We start from the raw sequence: 16,856 nt of genomic DNA, 5'->3' as shown, positions 1-16,856 counted from the left end.
CCGCTTTTCCGGGACCGGGACGTCCTCCCGGGACCCTCCGCGAGCCCTCCGGTGCCCGAAACGCGGTGATCGACGCCCGATAGGCAGGTAACACGTCCGTTTCGCGGCCTTCTCGTCCCGAACAGTTTGTCCAGATTTTGGAAGATCGACCTGGCAGCTGTGACTGAATTGAGATTTAAAGACGGTGGTCGGCCCTTCTGGTCATGGCAGATAGTTAGCCGCGTAGCGCTCGGGTCAATGGGTCTCGCGCTGTGGGGACAGCGCTCGACTCACGAGCACCAGGGGGTGTCCGGTCTTCCGTCAGGGGTGTCGGAAGCAGGACGTGTACCCCCTCCCGTCGGTGAACACGTGAAGTCATGAGGAGGAGTCCCATGCGCGGTGTCACACACGCCAGGTGGGTCACACGGTCACAGTTCCTTGCTGCCGTCCGGCCACCGTCCCGCGGCGATCGGCCCTGAGGATCCGGCCGGCCACGGGCGTCCGCCCTCTCGGCTACGCGCGTCCGGCTGCGGGTTTCCCGTCTTCTTCGGGGCTCCCTGACGCATCTTCATGATCCGTACCGCGATCGCGCACACCCTGCGCCGGTCGCCGGTCGGGCACACCCACACCTGTGAAATGGGCGAACTGTGACAAGTCCTATCGGCATCGAGGGCGGCGGGACGTCGGTCGTGGCCGACGGCGCACCGAAGCCGGATGCGAAGCCCGCGGCCGAGAAGCTCGAAGGCCGCTCCCCCGGCCAGTTGATGTGGATCCGCTTCAAGCGTGACCGCACCGGTGTGCTCTCGGCCTGCATCGTCATCTTCTTCTTCGTCATCGGACTGGCCGCACCGCTGATCTCCAAGGCGTACGGCAAGGGCCCGTACACCGTGTACGCCGACGAGCGGCCCGAGCTGTTCGACAGCGCCGGCGTACCGGTCCAGCCCAACGGCGGCATCAGCGGCGAGTTCTGGTTCGGCCTGGAGCCCGGCAACGGCTACGACGTCTTCACCAAGCTGCTCTACGGCATCCGCACCTCGCTGATGATCTCCGTGGCGGTCACCCTGGCCACCGTGCTCACCGGCATCGTCCTCGGCGTGGTGGCCGGCTACCTCGGCAACAAGACGGACTACCTCATCAGCCGCGTCATCGACTTCCTCCTCGCCTTCCCGGCCCAGTTGTTCTTCATCGCGAGCATGCCGGTCGTGGTCTCCCTGTTCGTCGACCCGCGCGACGAGACACCGGTCTACGTCCGGGTGGTGGCGCTGATCGCGGTGCAGTGGTTCCTCGGCTGGATGAGCCTCGCGCGCATCCTGCGCGGCACCACACTGGCCCTGCGGGAACGGGAGTTCATCGAGGCGGCCAAGGTGAGCGGGGCCTCGCCCTGGCGGATCATCCGCAAGGAGATCCTGCCGAACGTGGTCACACCGATCCTGGTGCAGTCGACCTACATGCTCCCCAACTTCGTGACCGCCGAGGCCGGTCTGTCCTTCCTCGGCGTGGGCATCGTCGAACCGACGCCGGACTGGGGACAGATGTTCTCCAAGGCCGCCACCGAACTCGTGATGCAGAACGACATCACGTACATGTTCTTCCCGGGCATCTCGATGATCATCTTCATCGTGGCGTTCAACCTGCTCGGGGACTCGGTCAGGGACGCCTTCGATCCCAAGTCGGCCCGCTGACCAGAAGGTTGTGGGCGTCCTCGCCCGGATACCGGATGGCACTTCTCGTTGCACTGGTGACAGACAGATGGGTGGGAACAGAAACATGAGCAGGGGCGGACGCCACATACACGCCACACTCGCACTGCTAGCGGCCGGGGCCCTCGTGCTCACCGGCTGCAGCGAGGGCGGCAGCAAAGACGGCGGTAAGGACAAGAACCAGGAGAAGAACGCCCAACGGCAGCAGTCCACCATTGAGTTCGGCAAGGCCGCCGACTCCCAGGGCCCCGCGGCCGAGGTGCCCGGCGCCAAGCCCGGCGGCACCATCTCGGTGCTGGCCCGCGACACGTACGCCCACCTCGACCCGGCGCAGATCTACGTGCAGGACGAGATGTCCGTCGCCCAGCTGCTGCACCGGGGACTGACCGGCTACAAGGCGACCAGCGACGACGGCTCCAAGCACCTGCTGGTCGGCGACCTCGCCACCGACTCGGGCACCACGACCGACGGCGGCAAGACCTGGAAGTACACGCTCAAGGACGGCATCAAGTTCGCGGACGGCTCCCCGATCACCGCGAAGGACGTCCGCCACACCTTCGAGCGGATGTTCGCGCCGTTCATCAACCAGGGCCCGAGCTACATCCAGCAGTGGCTGGCCGACGCCTCCGGCGCCGACTACCGCAAGCTGCTCCCGGACGGCCCCTACAAGGGCAAGCACCTCCCCGACACCGTCCTGGAGACGCCGGACGACAAGACGGTCGTCTTCCACTTCAAGAAGGCGCGCCCCGACCTGCCGTACGCGCTGGCCATGGCCGGCTACTCCATGGTGTCCGAGAAGGCCGACACCAAGCAGAAGTACGACAAGGCGCCGATGACCTCCGGCCCGTACAAGATCCAGTCGTTCAAGTCCGGCAAGTCGATGGTGCTGGTCAAGAACACCAACTGGGACCCGAAGACGGACCCGCTGCGCCACCAGTACGTGGACGGCTTCAACATCGCCTTCAACTACCAGTACGAGCAGTCCACCAAGGCGATGCTCGCCGACAACGGCGCCGACCAGACGGCCGTCAGCTTCAGCAACGCCGTCGACGCGGGCAACCTCTCCAAGGTCCTCGGCGACCCGAAGATGAAGGACCGCACGGTCAAGGGCTACCAGCCCTACGTCGGCCAGGTGAACATCAACATGAGCCACGCGCAGATGAAGGACAAGAAGATCCGCGAGGCCATCGCCTACGCCCTTCCGGTCACTCCGTTCGTCCGCGCCTACGGCGGCGCCGAGGCCATGGAGGTCGCCGGCGGTCTGATCAGCCCCACCGTCAGCGGCCACGACCCCGCCTTCGACCCGTTCGGCAAGAAGAAGAAGCCCGCGGGTGACCCGGTCAAGGCCAAGAAGCTGCTGGAGGAGGCCGGCAAGGTCGGCATGAAGCTGACCTTCGGCTACATCAACACCACCGAGGGCCAGCAGTACTCCACCGCCATGGCGGCGGGCCTGGAGAAGGCCGGCTTCAACGTCCAGCGCCAGGAGATCCCGGCCGAGACGTTCTACGACCAGGTCAGCAAGCTCGACAACAACTACGACATCTTCCACACCGCGTGGGGTGCCGACTGGCCGTCCGCCTCGACCGTGCTCCCGCCGCTGTACGACGGCCGGCAGATCGCCGAGGGCGCGCAGAACTACTCGCAGATCAACGACCCCCACGTCAACCAGGAGATCGACCGCATCAACACCATCACCGACCCGGTGAAGGCCGCGGCCGAGTGGGAGAAGCTCGACAAGTACCTCCTGACGGAGGTCGTCAACGTCGTCCCGACCGCGTACTACAAGCAGGTCCAGATCGCCGGCTCCAAGATCGGCGGCCTGGTCTACGACGACGTGATCAGCGGCGTCGACGCGCGCCGTCTGTACGTCAAGTAACCCCCGCCCGCCCGGCCTCCGGGGCGGCCCCGTCACACGGGGCCGCCCCGGATGTCCCCGGCCCGCCGACGCCAGAGAGCTGACCAAGCCATGCTGCGCTTCCTCGTACGCCGGATCATCGGCGCCGTCGTCATCCTCTTCCTGCTGAGCGTCGTCGCCTTCCTGCTGTTCTTCGGCATGCCGCGCGACCCGGCCCTGCTGATGTGCGGCAAGACGTGCAACCCGGCGCAGATCGAGAACATCCACCACGTGCTCGGCCTCGACAAGCCGGTCGCGGAGCAGTTCTGGATCTTCCTCCAGGGGCTCGTGATGGGACGCGACGACTTCGACCAGGGCCCCTGCCCGGCGCCCTGCTTCGGCTACTCGTACCACACCAACGAACAGGTCTGGGGCACGCTCCTGGACCGGCTGCCCACCACCCTCTCGCTCACCCTGGGCGGCGCCGTCTGCTTCCTGCTCATCGGCCTCGGCTCCGGACTGCTCGCCGCCTGGAAGCGCGGCACCCTGGTCGACAAGACCGCCACCGCCGGCGCGATGGTGATCAGCTCGATGCAGATCTACTTCCTCGGCCCGCTGGCCCTGGCGATCCTCGTCTACCAGACCCAGATGTTCGACCGGCCCGCGTACCACCCGGTGACCGACGATCCCGTCGCCTGGTTCTCGGGACTGATCATCCCCTGGGTGATCCTGTCGACGATCTTCGCCGCCCAGTACACGCGTATGGCCCGCTCGGCCATGGTCGAGCAACTGCAGGAGGAACACGTGCGCACCGCCCGCGCCAAGGGCATGTCCCGGCGGTACGTCTTCTTCCGCTACGCCTGGCGCGGCTCGCTGATACCCATCGTCACCATCTTCGGCATCGACCTCGGCTCCCTGCTCGGCGGCGCCATCATCACCGAGTACACCTTCGGACTGCCCGGTCTCGGCCGCGTGGCCGTGGACGCCGTCTCCTTCAACGACCTGCCGCTGCTGCTCGGCGTGATGATGTTCGGCGGCGCCATGATCCTGCTGTTCAACATCCTCGTCGATGCCGCCTACGCCTTCATCGACCCGCGCGTTCGGCTGTCCTAGGAGCACTGTCGTGACCACTTTGACCAAGGAGGCCGGCGCTCCCCGTCCGGCCGGCCCGGGCGCGTTCCTGTCGGTACGGGACCTGCACGTCAGCTTCAGGACGGAGGACGGCGTCGTGCGCGCCGTCGACGGGCTCTCCTTCGACCTGGACAAGGGCCGCACCCTCGGCATCGTCGGCGAGTCGGGCTCCGGCAAGTCCGTCACCAACCTGACGATCCTCGGGCTGCACAACCCCATGTTCACCGAGATCGAGGGCGAGATCCTGCTGGACGGGCAGGAGCTGACGACGGCCCCGGAGAAGGAACTGGAGAAGCTCCGCGGCAACAAGGTCGCGATGATCTTCCAGGACCCGCTGACCGCGCTGTCCCCGTACTACACGGTGGGCCGGCAGATCGCCGAGCCCTTCATGAAGCACACCGGCGCCTCCAAGAAGGATGCCTGGGCGCGGGCGGTGGAGATGCTCGGCAAGGTCGGCATCCCCAACCCCGCGCAGCGTGCCAAGGACTACCCGCACCAGTTCTCCGGCGGCATGCGCCAGCGCGCCATGATCGCCATGGCCCTGGTCTGCGACCCCGACCTGCTGATCGCCGACGAGCCGACCACCGCCCTCGACGTCACCGTCCAGGCGCAGATCCTGGACCTGCTCAAGGACCTCCAGCAGGAGTTCGGCTCCGCGATCGTCTTCATCACCCACGACCTCGGCGTCATCGCCGACATGGCCGACGACATCATGGTGATGTACGCGGGCAGCGCGGTGGAGCGCGGCACCACCGAGGAAGTACTGCGCGCACCCCGGCACCCGTACACCTGGGGCCTGTTGAACTCCATGCCCCGGCTGGACTCCGACCTCAGCGCACCGCTCACGCCGATCCCGGGGACCCCGCCGTCGCTGCTCAACCCGCCCGCGGGCTGCCGCTTCCACCCGCGCTGCACCTTCCAGGACCGGGTCGGCGGCAACCGCTGCGTCACCGAACGCCCGCTGCTCGGCCCGGACCGGGCCTCGGCGTGCCACCTCACGGTGGAGCAGAAGCGGACCATCTTCGCCGAAGAGATCAAGCCCCGGCTGGGCTGAAAGAGGAGACATGAAGGAAGACCTGGTCCTCCCCGCCCCGCGCGGGACCACCGCAGGGCAGGAGAGGGAACCGCTGCTGGACGTCAGCGGTCTGACCAAGCACTTCCCGGTCAAGGGCGGCTTCCCGGTCAAACGGACCATCGGCCAGGTCCAGGCCGTCGACGGCATCGACCTGACCGTCGGGGTGGGGGAGAGCTTCGGCCTGGTGGGGGAGTCGGGCTGCGGCAAGTCGACGACCGGGCGGCTGATCACCCGGCTCATGGAGCCGACCGCCGGGACGATCACCTACCGGGGACAGGACATCACGCACGCCTCGCGCAAGCAGCTGGCGCCGGTCCGGTCCGAGATCCAGATGATCTTCCAGGACCCGTACTCCTCGCTGAACCCGCGCCAGACGGTCGGCAAGATCATCTCCGGTCCGATGGAGATCAACGGGATCGACCCGGCCGGCGGCCGGGAGAAGCGCGTGCGCGAGCTGCTGGAGATCGTGGGTCTCAACCCCGAGCACTACAACCGCTTCCCGCACGAGTTCTCCGGCGGCCAGCGCCAGCGCATCGGCGTCGCCCGCGCCCTGGCCCTCGAACCCAAGCTGATCGTGGCCGACGAGCCGGTCTCCGCGCTGGACGTCTCCATCCAGGCCCAGGTCGTGAACCTGCTGCAGAAGGTGCAGCAGGAACTGGGCATCGCCTTCGTCTTCATCGCCCACGACCTGGCCATCGTCCGGCACTTCTCCCAGCGCGTCGCCGTCATGTACCTCGGCAAGGTGATCGAGGTCGGCGACCGGGACTCCATCTACGCCCACCCCCGCCACCCCTACACCCACGCCCTGCTGTCCGCCGTGCCCGAGGCCACGGTGGAGGACACGCCCCGCGAGCGCATCCGCCTGGCCGGCGACGTGCCCTCGCCCATCAACCCGCCCTCCGGCTGCCGCTTCCGCACCCGCTGCTGGAAGGCGCAGGACAAGTGCGCGAGCGAGGTGCCCCCGCTGGTCCGGATCGACGGCAACCACGACGGGCACCTGACCGCCTGCCACTTCCCGGAGGAGCCGACGATCGCGGCCCGCGGACACGACGTCGTCATGGACCCGGCGCTGGCCGCGCTGGAGAAGTCGGACGAGGACTGAGCCGCCCGACGGCAAGACCGAGGGCCCGCGCCTGGGGAGGCGCGGGCCCTCGGTTTCCCTGGAGCGGACGTTCACGGGCTCGGGTCAATGGGCCTGGAAGGTCCGTTCCGCAGGCGGTGCCGACAGAAAAGGGGTGTTGTCAGGCGGCCGCCTGGGGGCTTTCGACGACACGGGACGAGCGTACGTCATCCGTCTCGGGGTAATGGCAGGCGGTCAGGTGACCAGGCTTGTTGCCCTCCACCTGCACCAGCGGCGGCGCCTCGGAGGCGCACTTCTCCGTCGCCTTCCAGCAGCGGGTGCGGAAGCGGCAGCCGGAGGGCGGGTTGATCGGCGAGGGCACGTCGCCGACGAGCCGGATGCGCTCGCGGGGCGTGTCCTCCACCGTGGCCTCGGGCACGGCGGACAGCAGGGCCCGCGTGTAGGGGTGGCGCGGGTTGCCGTACAGGTCGTCGCGGTCGGCGATCTCCACGATCTTGCCGAGGTACATGACGGCGACGCGCTGGGAGAAGTGCCGGACGATGGCCAGGTCGTGGGCGATGAAGACGAAGGCGATGCCCAGTTCCTGCTGCACCTTCTGCAGCAGGTTCACGACCTGGGCCTGGATGGAGACGTCCAGCGCGGAGACCGGCTCGTCGGCCACGATCAGCTTGGGTTCGAGGGCCAGGGCGCGGGCGACGCCGATGCGCTGGCGCTGGCCGCCGGAGAACTCGTGCGGGAAGCGGTTGTAGTGCTCGGGGTTGAGACCCACGATCTCCAGCAGCTCGCGCACGCGCTTCTCCCGGCCGCCGGCCGGGTCGATCCCGTTGATCTCCATCGGACCGGAGATGATCTTGCCGACCGTCTGGCGCGGGTTGAGGGACGCGTACGGGTCCTGGAAGATCATCTGGATCTCGGACCGGATCGGCGCCAGCTGCTTGCGGTTGGCGTGCGTGATGTCCTGGCCCTTGTAGAGGACCTTCCCGCCCGTGGGCTCCAGCAGCCGGGTGATCAGCCGTCCGGTCGTCGACTTGCCGCACCCGGACTCGCCGACCAGGCCCAGGCTCTCGCCCTCGCCGACCTGGAAGTCGAGGCCGTCGACGGCGTGGACGGCACCGACCGTGCGAGAGATCGGGAAACCGCCCTTGATCGGGAAGTGCTTGGTCAGACCGCTGACGTCCAGGAGCGGTGTCGCGTTGCTCATGATGGTGAAGTCCCGTCTCTTGTACGTCAGTTGTGCCGGTGTCCGGCGTAGTCGGCGAAGAGTTCCTTGCGCTGCGCCGGCGTGAGGTGACAGGCGGAACCCCGGCCGTCCACCACCTCCAGCAGCGGCCGCTCGCCGGCGCACAGCCCGCCCGGCACCTTCTCGACGAAGGAGCACCGCGGGTGGAAACGGCAGCCGGAGGGCGGGTTGAGCAGCGAGGGCGGCGAACCGGGGATCGGCGACAGCGGCACGTCGACCGGGCCGTCCAGGCTCGGCATGGAGTTCATCAGGCCCAGCGTGTACGGGTGCTGCGGGTCGCGCAGCACCTCCTCCTTGGTGCCGCGCTCCACACACCGGCCGCCGTACATCACCAGCACGTCGTCGGCGATGTCGGCGATGACACCGAGGTCGTGGGTGATGAAGATGATCGCCGTGCCGAACTCCTGCTGGAGGTCCTTCAGCAGGTCCATGATCTGCGCCTGGACGGTGACGTCGAGGGCGGTGGTCGGCTCGTCGGCGATCAGCAGCTCCGGGTCGCAGACCAGCGCCATCGCGATCATCGCGCGCTGGCGCATGCCGCCGGAGAACTGGTGCGGATAGTCGTCCACCCGCACGTCCGGCTGCGGGATCCCCACCCGCCGCAGCATTTCCACCGCCCGTTCCCGGGCCTCCTTCTTCGACGCCCCGGTGTGCTTCCGGTACGTCTCCCCGATCTGCCGGCCGACGGTGTGGTACGGCGACAGCGAGGCGAGCGCGTCCTGGAAGATCATGGACATCTTGTTGCCGCGGAGGCGTTCCAGCTCCCGCTCGGTGGCGGTGAGCAGGTCCTTGCCGTCGAGGACGATCCCCCCCTCGATCGTGGTGCTGCGCCGGTCGTGCAGGCCGAGGATCGTCAGGTTGGTGACGGACTTGCCCGAACCCGACTCGCCCACGATGCCGAGCGTCTTGCCCTTGGCGAGGTCGAAGGAGAGCCCGTCGACGGCCTTGACGATGCCGTCCTCGGTGGAGAAGTGGACCTTCAGGTCCCGGACGGAGAGGAAGGGCTGCTGGTCGGTGCTCGTCACGGGGACGCTCCAGATGATGCGGGGGGTAGCCGGGTGGGGCGGTGGGAAGGGCGACTACGGGCGGAGGTCAGGCGAGCCGGATCCGCGGGTCGATGAGGGCGTAGACGGCGTCGACGACGATGTTGAAGAACACGATCGCCCCGGCCGAGAGCACGGTCACGCCGAGCAGCATGGGCAGGTCGCTCTGGTCGACCGACTGCACGGCGAGCCTACCGATGCCCTGCAGCGAGAAGACCGACTCGGTGATGATGGCGCCACCGATCAGGGTGCCGAGGTCGATGCCGAAGATGGTGACGATCGGACCCATCGCCCCGCGCCAGGCGAACCGGAAGAAGACGTTCGGGCCGGACAGACCCTTGGCCCGTGCGGTCCGGACGTAGTCCTCACTGAGCTGCTCCACCAGTTGCGAGCGCGTCATACGGGTGTAGTTGGCGGTGAAGATGACCGAGAGCACCAACCACGGCAGCAGCAGTCCGGAGAACCAGGCGGCCGGGTTCTCGGTGAGCGGCGTGTACGACGGCTGGCTCAGGATGCCGAGCTGCGAGACCAGGAAGAACATCGCGATGTAGCCGACGAAGTAGACCTGCAGCGAGGAAGCGAGCAGCGAGACGGAGCTGGCGAACTTGTCCAGGAACTTGCCCTGCTTGACCGCCGCGAGCATGCCCGCGCCGATGCCGACGAGCAGGAAGACGATGGCCGCGCCGAAGGCGAGCGACAGGGTCAGCGGCAGTCGATCCATGATCGTGCCGAAGACGGGCTCGCGGTTGGCGAAGGAGTAGCCGAGGCAGGGCGCGTCGCAGTAGCCGTAGCCACCGTAGTCCCGGCCGGCGAAGACGCCTACGAGCCAGTGCCAGTACTGCATGATGATCGACTCGTCGATGCCCAGGTTCTTCCGGATCTGCTCCAGGTTCTCCGGGGTGCAGTTCTTGCCGCAGGACATCATGGCAGGGTCACGCGGAATGGCATAGAAGAGCCAGAAGGTCACGGCGCTGATGATCAGGAGGATGACCAGCGCGCCGGTGACTCGGCGGACAAGGAAGCGGAACATGGGGCGTGACTTTCCGGACGGGGCGCCGTCGCCGGGGTGTTGGAGGGGGGTGGGCCACCGGGGCGGCCGTGCAGGACGGCCGCCCCATGGGGTGCGCGCTTACTTCTTGGCGTAGAGCTTGCAGAGCGCGACGCAGGTGTTGCCGGCGTCGTACACGACGTTGCCGACCTTGGATCCGTACATCCAGTTGCGGATGGGGTGGTAGTCGGGCACGAGGGCGGCCAGTTCCATGATCTGCCGGTCGATGGCGGCCCAGGCCTTGTTGGCCTTGTCCGAGTCGGTGATCTTGGAGGCGGCGTCGATCGCCTTGTTCACACTGGGATCGTTGAGCTGGGCGTAGTTGTTGCGGCCGTCGCCGATGTTCTTGCCGCTCCAGCAGGGGTAGAAGACCGAGTAGCCGTTCGGCCAGTCCGGGCTCCAGCCGGCGGCGAACAGGTCGAAGCCGTTGTCGAGCTTGCCGATCTGGGAGTAGAAGGTCGACTTGTCGACCTGCTTGTTGACGACCTTGAAGCCGGCCTCCTCCAGCGCGTTCTTGATCGCGACGGCCTGCTTCACCGAGTTGTCCGACTGCTGGTAGGCGATGACCAGCTTCTGGCCGACCTTGCCGGCCTCCTCCAGCAGCGCCTTGGCCTTGGCCGGGTCACCGCCGGGCTTCTTGTCCGTGCCGTACAGGTCGAACTTCTCGTAACCCGGGGTGACCGGGCTGAAGATCGTGGTGGCGGTCTCGGTGAGGGAGGCGCCGCCGCGGATGGTCTGAAGCTGCTGGTGCGGCCAGGCCCAGTTGATGGCCTGTCGGACCTTGACGTCCTTGATGCGGGTGGTGTTGATCGGCCAGTAGTAGGTGGCCGTGTCGATCGCGGTGAGGACGCGCTTCTTCAGGTCGGCATTCCTGAGCACCTGGGCGACGCGCTCGGGTGCGACCTCGTTGAGGATCGGCACCGCGTACTGGTCGTTGCCCTTGTCCGCGATGTAACGGTCGGTGGACGCCAGCGGCTGGAAGCCGAAGGAGAACTCGAACTTGTCCGGGTAGGCGTTGCGGATCGGGTCCGTCTTCGGGTCCCAGTGCTCATTGCGCACGTACGTCATCGACTTGCCGATGCTGCGGCTCTCGATGCGGTACGGACCGCAGGAGAACGGCTGCTTGTCGTACTTCTCCTTGGTGTCCTTCTCCTTGGACACCAGGGCGTAACCGCGCATCGCGAGGGTGTAGTTGAAGTCACCGCGGGCCTCGTTGAGGCGGAAGGTGACGGTCTTGCCGTTGATCTCGATGGAATCGAGGTGCTTGCCCTCGAAGGGGCCCTTGTACTTCTCGCCGCCCTCGAGCCACTGCTGGACGAAGCGCGGACCCTCGGTGATGAACGAGGCGAAGAGGCGCTCGAAGGTGTGACGGACGTCGTCCATGGTGACGTCCGAACCGTCCTCCCACTTCAGGCCGTCCTTCAGCGTGAAGGACCAGGTCTTGCCGCCGTCCTTGACGGTGCCGGCGTCGGTGGCGAGGTCGCCGACCAGGGTGGCGCCGCCCTTTTCGTCGATCTTGTAGCCGGTCAGGCCGCGCAGGATCGGAACGGTGATGGCGCTCTCGGTGCTCGTGTAGATCTGCGCCGGGTCGAGGTGGTCCATGTCGATCTGATCGATCGAGTAGATCGTCCCGCCCTTGACCGCGTCCTTGACCTCGGGGGCCGGACCGGTGGAGTCGGCCTTGGTGCCGACCGGGATCTCCATGGTCTTGGAACCGGACACCTTGGGGGCGCCGTTCGACGCGGAGCCGCCGCCACCACCGCTGCCGCACGCGGTCAGGACCGAGGACGAGGCCGCGACCACACCGGTGGCGATGAGGAAGTTTCTACGGGAGAAAGACATAGGGCACCTGCCAGAAGAGGGCAAACGGGATGGCCGGCCGGACGGCGTTGAACGAGCCGGGTGGAACGGAAAGCTCAGCGCTTGGACTTCGGGTCGAGTGCGTCACGCACCGAGTCGCCGAGGAGGTTGAAGGCGAGGACGAAGGTCACCATCGACAGGCCCGGGAAGAGCATGAAGGTGATGTCCTCGGTGTAGAACTGGGCGCCACGCTGGATCATGACACCCCAGTCCGGGGTCGGGTCGATGATGCCGACGCCCAGGAAGGCCAGGCCCGCCTCGGCGGTCACGAACGCCGGGAGCATGAGCGTGGACTGGATGATGATCGGCGTCCACAGGTTGGGCAGCAGCTCCTTGAAGACGATCCGCCATGGGGAGGCGCCGGTCACCTTGGCAGCCTCGACGAACTCCCGCTCGCGCAGGCCGAGGACCTGGCCGCGCAGGAGTCGGGCGAGGGAGGCCCAGCCGAAGACCGCGAGGACGAGGATGAGCGAGACCGCCCGCAGCGAGGTCGGGATGTTCTCGTCGTCCGCGACGAAGAGGCCGTAGACGACCGGCATGAAGGCGATGAAGAACAGGGTCGACGGGAACGACAGGAGGATGTCGATGACCCGGCCGACGACGTAGTCCGTCTTGCCGCCGAGGTAGCCCGCCGTGACGCCGATGACGACGCCCACGAAGCAGGTGAGCAGGGTGGCCGCCAGCGCGATGCCCAGCGAGGTGCGGATGCCGTAGATCAGGAAGGTGAAGACGTCCCGGCCGAGCTGGGGCTCGATGCCGAACCAGAACTCCGAGCTCATACCGCCGTTGGGGCCGGCCGGGTACGAGAAGGCGTCGAGCAGCTCCGGGCGCTGACTGGCGTACGTGGTGTACGGGTCCTTGCCGTAGAGCTTGGCGATCAGGGGAGCCGCGAGCGCGATCACGAAGAAGAAGATCACGATGCACGCGGAGACGACGCCCGTCTTGTCACGCTTGAAGCGGGTCCAGGCCAGGCGCCCGGGAGAGCGACTCTCGTTGCCCTGGGAGGTGGCGGGCGCGGGCGACGCGAGGACGCTCTCGTCGGTCACCTCGAGCGGGGCAGCCGCTGATGGAGTTGGGGGGGTCATGGTGCTCCTGGCCCAAGGGAGGGTCTGATGAGCGGACTTTTTCAACGCAATTCGTTCAAGGTCAATAAAAACTAGGGCGCCTTGAGTTTCTCTTTACCTTCTTTACTCTTGCTTGGTGTTTTCGTAGCTACGCGTGTAGCGCGCCGTGATCCTCCTGTGCCTTATATCGGGCTAATCGGGCTATTCGGGCAAGATGTTCGTTATGCGGATGCCAAGGTGTCGAAATCCGTACATCGAAGGTTCGCAATCCAACGGTTCGGCATCGGATGGTGAAGATTCGTTGCATCGATGTCCGAGATCCTCTGCGGCGGGTCGGGGAGGCCCGCTCCGAACGTCCCGCCTGACGCCGAAGGCGAGTGTCGAGTTCCTCCAAAGGGAGATGTGTGAGTGCGATATGCACCTTTTTTTGATGCTGTCCGATAAGGGGGCAGCGGAGGAACCGACCCGCTCCGCGCGGTCCCGGGTCCAGGGATCCGTGAGGCCCGGACCGACCGGGACCGCCGCCGACGCCGTCGTCACCACCACCACCGCCGACGGGCCCACCGAAGCCGGGCCGGAGAAGACCCGCGGCCTGCGGGGCGACGCCCGGCGGGGCCCGCGCGGCAACCGGATCTCCGTGTGTGCCGTTCCCGCTGCTCGTCGTCGTGACGGCCTCACCGGTTCCGGGCGGCGCAGTGCACAGGGGCCCACCCGCCGATCACGCCCGGCATCACGGTGCCGGCGCCCGGCGGGTCCGGTTCCGGCAGGGCCGTCACCGTGCGGACGGTCATGGGCGTCCTCGGCATGCCTCCGGCGGAGACCCCGCGGTACGGGTGATCCTTGTGGGCTCCGTCCAGGGCGACGAGTCCGTTCAGTGGCTGCTCAGCCGCTCGCCGGCCGCTCGCCCGACGCGCCGTACCCGTTCACCGTGGCGCTTCCACCACAGGCGTGCCCACAGACCCTGCAGGCCGACCAGGACGAGGGCGGTGGCGAGCGCGTCCAGCCGGACGTACCAGTCCGAGCCGTTCACCAGGTGGTGGAGGGAGCGGCGCAGCAGCGGCCAGGTGACCTCGGTCAGGATCTGGAGGCCGATGACCAGGCAGGCCCCGCTTCCCACGGTCATCGCGACGGCGTACGCCGTGACGAAGCGCCGTTCGGCCGGCGGCAGCGACCGCAGCGGGTGCGGAGTCCTGCGGCCGCACGCCCGCGCGGCGACGTGGCGCAGCCAGCGGGCCGTGTCGCCGAACAGGTTCCGGCAGCCCGTCAGGTCCTGGACGACGAAGTACAGGTCCGTGCGCATGAACACGAGACACTGGTTCGCCAACGCGAGCAGCAGGGTCGTCACGATGACCGGGAGCAGGACCCAGTCCGCGCCCCAGCCGCGGGCCAGCAGGCAGCCGCCCCAGATCACGCCGTCGAGGACGATGCCCGACAGATAGACCGTGAGCCGTTCCCGCCGGCCCCTGAGCCAGATGCCCGACACCTCCGTCTGCGCCACCAGGAACTGCAGACGGGTACCGAGCCGGACCCGCCCGGGGACACCCGCCGCACGGGCCGTCAGCAGGTGCGCGGCCTCGTGCAGGGCGATGAGGCACCAGACGACCGCGCACTGCACCAGCACCATGAAGGTGCCGTACTCCGTCCACAGGAGATCGTCCCAGGAGGGGAGGATGCCGGGACGCACCGCTGCGGCCGCGAGAGCCGCGACGGGCACCGACAGGGCGGCCCCGTGCAGCACCGGGTTCATGAGCCAGCGCACGTGACGCGTCCGCAGCCGCGGGAACGTGACCTCGGGCGGTGCGGCGGGAAACCGGCGCTCGCCGATGGACGCCACCAGCCCGGCCGACGCGAGCTGCTCCACGAAGGACCGGACGTCCATGTCCCGGCCGGTGGTCGCGCGCAGGCTGCTCCTGGCCTCCTCGACCGTGCTGCCCGCGGCCAGCAGACGCACCGCTGACATACCGGTACCGGGCAGGGCGACGACCTGGTCGGCACCCTGCCGTCTGACGATCCACTCACCCCGGTCCGGACGGATCTCCAGGGCGTGGAAGGAGACCCGGGTCCCCTGCTGCCCCGTCAAGGGTTGCACAACGTGCATTCCGGCCGTGCCGGATGCCGCACATGGACGAGCTGGTCGGGGGCGATCAGGTTGAGACCGCGCACATAGCCAGGAGCCGTTCTGCCCGTGCCGGTGACCAGCGAGACCACCTCGTTGGCGATCAACTGCCCGGAGATCCCCGCAGTGGGGGCCAGCGCTCCCGCGCCTCCCATGTCGGGGTGCCAGCCGGGTTTCAGCTTCGCCTCCTCACCGGCTCCGACGCACTCGAAACAGGGGCCTTCGGGGCCGTAGACGCCGACCGTCACCAGAGGGCCGTTGTAGCCGGCGGTCACCCAGGGAACGCGCAGCGCGGCACACGCCCTGCTGGTCATCTTCGCGATGGCGTCGTTGCGCGGCTCGTCCGCGCACAGGACGAAGACGTCGGACCCGGCGACGAGTTCCCGCAGCGCGTCCTCGGTGTCCACGCGCCGCACGTCGTACGTGAACGTCCCGGAGGAATTGAGCGCGCCGAGCCGTTCGGCGGCGACCTGCGCCTTGGGCCTGCCCAGATCGGCCTCGGTGTACAGCGCCTGCCGGGTCAAGTTGGACAGCTCGACGCGGTCGGGATCCACGAGATGAAGGGTGCCGACCCCGACCGCGGCCAGTGCCCAGGCGGCGTGGCTGCCGGTGCCGCCGACACCCAGAACCGTCACCCGGGAGCGTGTGACGCGCCGCTGGGTCTCCCAGGGGTCGCTGCCCGGGCGTAGATCGATGCGCCGGAAGTAGGCGTGGTTGCGGCTGTACCGCTCGATCTCGTCGTCCGTGAACCCTTCGGGACGACCGGTGTCCGCGTCTTCCACGTAACCGGTGTCGATCAGCTCCTTTACCAACCGATGGGCGCCGTCAGGACCGAGTCGCGGGTGCCGCCCGGCCAACTCCGTCTCGATGTCCTGGAGCGAAGTGGCGCCGTCCATCGACGTCAGGGCGTCCCAGACCCAGCCATGGGGATCGGTGACCTCCGCCGCGATTCCGTAGACCTCGCCGCCGAGGCGGATCGTTCCGTCGTCGAACCGGTGAGGGGTGTGTTCCCGTTTCACTCGTGGACGTCTCACAACTGGCCCTCCCCGACAGCATCTTCGACGAACCGATCCACCGGCGAACCGTCGGCTACCTGGAGATCGCCTTGCTCTGAATGGTCTCGATCTTGTCGAGCAGGCGGATCTCGATGAGTTCGGGCTGCTCCTTCGCTTCCGTCGCGAGGAGCGGGGCCTTCTCGTCGTGCTGCGTGACGTGCGTGTCGTCCTGCATGTTCGCGTCCCTCTCTTCCGGTGTGAACTTCTCTTCCGTGCCGAGTTCCCTCCGCACCACAGGAGGCTCATGGGTGGTCGCGAAACCCTGGATCCCGCGGTCGCCGCCACACCGTACCCAGAGCCCTTTCCACGGGGAAGAGGTCCAACCGGCACGAGCCGGAACTGGACGACGACGGCGTTCGCGTCGCGTACCCGCCCCGGGCCGCCACCGCGGGTGCGTGCCCGGTCGGGCGGCGGACTCCGTGTGCGGTGTCCCGGCGACCGGAGACCGCCGCCGGCCGGTGACGGGCGGTGCGGCGGTGCCGCCGCTCGGCTCCGCGGACCGGGCCGCTGGTCCCGGCCCGACGGCCCCGGCGTCGTCGTGCCCCGTCCGGAGGACCCCCGAACCCATACGGACCGGACGAATGTGCGCCGCGGGACCCGCCCCCCGATGCTTGCCGGGAACGGACCAGC

The 16,856-nt window shown here is 67.8% G+C and carries 13 protein-coding genes; 5 read left to right on the top strand and 8 right to left on the bottom strand.

The features are described from left to right. Nucleotides 1-626 precede the first annotated feature (626 nt). From ACIRFH_RS05375 to ACIRFH_RS05355, 5 genes are all read left to right on the top strand, one after another. Complete coding sequence (locus ACIRFH_RS05375) at nucleotides 627-1,661, top strand: ABC transporter permease (protein WP_403517212.1); 1,035 nt, start codon at nucleotides 627-629, stop codon at nucleotides 1,659-1,661. An 85-nt stretch (nucleotides 1,662-1,746) separates the two neighbouring features. Further along, on the top strand, nucleotides 1,747-3,555 hold the full coding sequence (locus tag ACIRFH_RS05370) for an ABC transporter substrate-binding protein (protein ID WP_403517211.1): 1,809 nt from the start codon (nucleotides 1,747-1,749) through the stop codon (nucleotides 3,553-3,555). A gap of 90 nt (nucleotides 3,556-3,645) precedes the next feature. Further along, entirely contained in the window at nucleotides 3,646-4,626 is a 981-nt protein-coding gene (locus ACIRFH_RS05365; protein WP_403517210.1) for an ABC transporter permease, read from the top strand. Between the two features lie 10 nt (nucleotides 4,627-4,636). Beyond that, complete coding sequence (locus ACIRFH_RS05360; RefSeq protein WP_403517209.1) at nucleotides 4,637-5,698, top strand: ABC transporter ATP-binding protein; 1,062 nt, start codon at nucleotides 4,637-4,639, stop codon at nucleotides 5,696-5,698. Nucleotides 5,699-5,708: 10 nt separating this feature from the next. Then, a complete protein-coding gene (locus ACIRFH_RS05355) occupies nucleotides 5,709-6,821 on the top strand; it encodes an ABC transporter ATP-binding protein (protein WP_403517208.1) in 1,113 nt (370 codons plus the stop codon). 139 nt (nucleotides 6,822-6,960) lie between these two features. On the opposite strand, the gene ACIRFH_RS05350 is transcribed toward ACIRFH_RS05355, so the two are convergent. The 8 genes from ACIRFH_RS05350 to ACIRFH_RS05315 all read right to left on the bottom strand — a co-directional run bounded on the left by ACIRFH_RS05350 (nucleotide 6,961) and on the right by ACIRFH_RS05315 (nucleotide 16,401). Beyond that, a complete protein-coding gene (locus tag ACIRFH_RS05350; protein WP_403517207.1) occupies nucleotides 6,961-8,001 on the bottom strand; it encodes an ABC transporter ATP-binding protein in 1,041 nt (346 codons plus the stop codon). A gap of 26 nt (nucleotides 8,002-8,027) precedes the next feature. Next, nucleotides 8,028-9,065, bottom strand: a complete 1,038-nt coding sequence (locus tag ACIRFH_RS05345; protein WP_403517206.1) for an ABC transporter ATP-binding protein — start codon at nucleotides 9,063-9,065, stop codon at nucleotides 8,028-8,030. 67 nt (nucleotides 9,066-9,132) lie between these two features. Continuing rightward, complete coding sequence (locus tag ACIRFH_RS05340; protein WP_403517205.1) at nucleotides 9,133-10,113, bottom strand: ABC transporter permease; 981 nt, start codon at nucleotides 10,111-10,113, stop codon at nucleotides 9,133-9,135. A 99-nt stretch (nucleotides 10,114-10,212) separates the two neighbouring features. Further along, entirely contained in the window at nucleotides 10,213-11,973 is a 1,761-nt protein-coding gene (locus tag ACIRFH_RS05335) for an ABC transporter substrate-binding protein (RefSeq protein WP_403517204.1), read from the bottom strand. Between the two features lie 74 nt (nucleotides 11,974-12,047). Next, entirely contained in the window at nucleotides 12,048-13,076 is a 1,029-nt protein-coding gene (locus tag ACIRFH_RS05330; RefSeq protein WP_403517203.1) for an ABC transporter permease, read from the bottom strand. Between the two features lie 850 nt (nucleotides 13,077-13,926). Further along, nucleotides 13,927-15,144: a hypothetical protein gene (locus ACIRFH_RS05325; RefSeq protein ID WP_403517202.1), complete on the bottom strand. Its 1,218-nt coding sequence runs from the start codon at nucleotides 15,142-15,144 to the stop codon at nucleotides 13,927-13,929. After that, nucleotides 15,132-16,205, bottom strand: a complete 1,074-nt coding sequence (locus tag ACIRFH_RS05320) for a HesA/MoeB/ThiF family protein (RefSeq protein ID WP_403517201.1) — start codon at nucleotides 16,203-16,205, stop codon at nucleotides 15,132-15,134. Before ACIRFH_RS05320 ends, ACIRFH_RS05325 begins: the two co-directional genes overlap by 13 nt. A gap of 55 nt (nucleotides 16,206-16,260) precedes the next feature. Continuing rightward, nucleotides 16,261-16,401: a hypothetical protein gene (locus ACIRFH_RS05315; protein WP_403517200.1), complete on the bottom strand. Its 141-nt coding sequence runs from the start codon at nucleotides 16,399-16,401 to the stop codon at nucleotides 16,261-16,263. Nucleotides 16,402-16,856 lie beyond the last annotated feature (455 nt).

It is taken from the genome of Streptomyces sp. NPDC093586, assembly GCF_044764905.1.
Classification (GTDB): domain Bacteria; phylum Actinomycetota; class Actinomycetes; order Streptomycetales; family Streptomycetaceae; genus Streptomyces.
Note: the sequence above shows the minus strand (reverse complement) of the source record. Positions and strands in the feature narration are given on the sequence as shown.

What these genes read in the sequence shown, in the direction of transcription:
- ACIRFH_RS05370 (WP_403517211.1), top strand. Translation starts at nt 1,747, where the DNA reads ATGAGCAGGGGCGGACGCCACATACACGCCACACTCGCACTGCTAGCG.
- ACIRFH_RS05365 (WP_403517210.1), top strand. Translation starts at nt 3,646, where the DNA reads ATGCTGCGCTTCCTCGTACGCCGGATCATCGGCGCCGTCGTCATCCTC.
- ACIRFH_RS05355 (WP_403517208.1), top strand. Translation starts at nt 5,709, where the DNA reads ATGAAGGAAGACCTGGTCCTCCCCGCCCCGCGCGGGACCACCGCAGGG.
- ACIRFH_RS05350 (WP_403517207.1), bottom strand. Translation starts at nt 8,001, where the DNA reads ATGAGCAACGCGACACCGCTCCTGGACGTCAGCGGTCTGACCAAGCAC.
- ACIRFH_RS05340 (WP_403517205.1), bottom strand. Translation starts at nt 10,113, where the DNA reads ATGTTCCGCTTCCTTGTCCGCCGAGTCACCGGCGCGCTGGTCATCCTC.
- ACIRFH_RS05335 (WP_403517204.1), bottom strand. Translation starts at nt 11,973, where the DNA reads ATGTCTTTCTCCCGTAGAAACTTCCTCATCGCCACCGGTGTGGTCGCG.
- ACIRFH_RS05330 (WP_403517203.1), bottom strand. Translation starts at nt 13,076, where the DNA reads ATGACCCCCCCAACTCCATCAGCGGCTGCCCCGCTCGAGGTGACCGAC.
- ACIRFH_RS05315 (WP_403517200.1), bottom strand. Translation starts at nt 16,401, where the DNA reads ATGCAGGACGACACGCACGTCACGCAGCACGACGAGAAGGCCCCGCTC.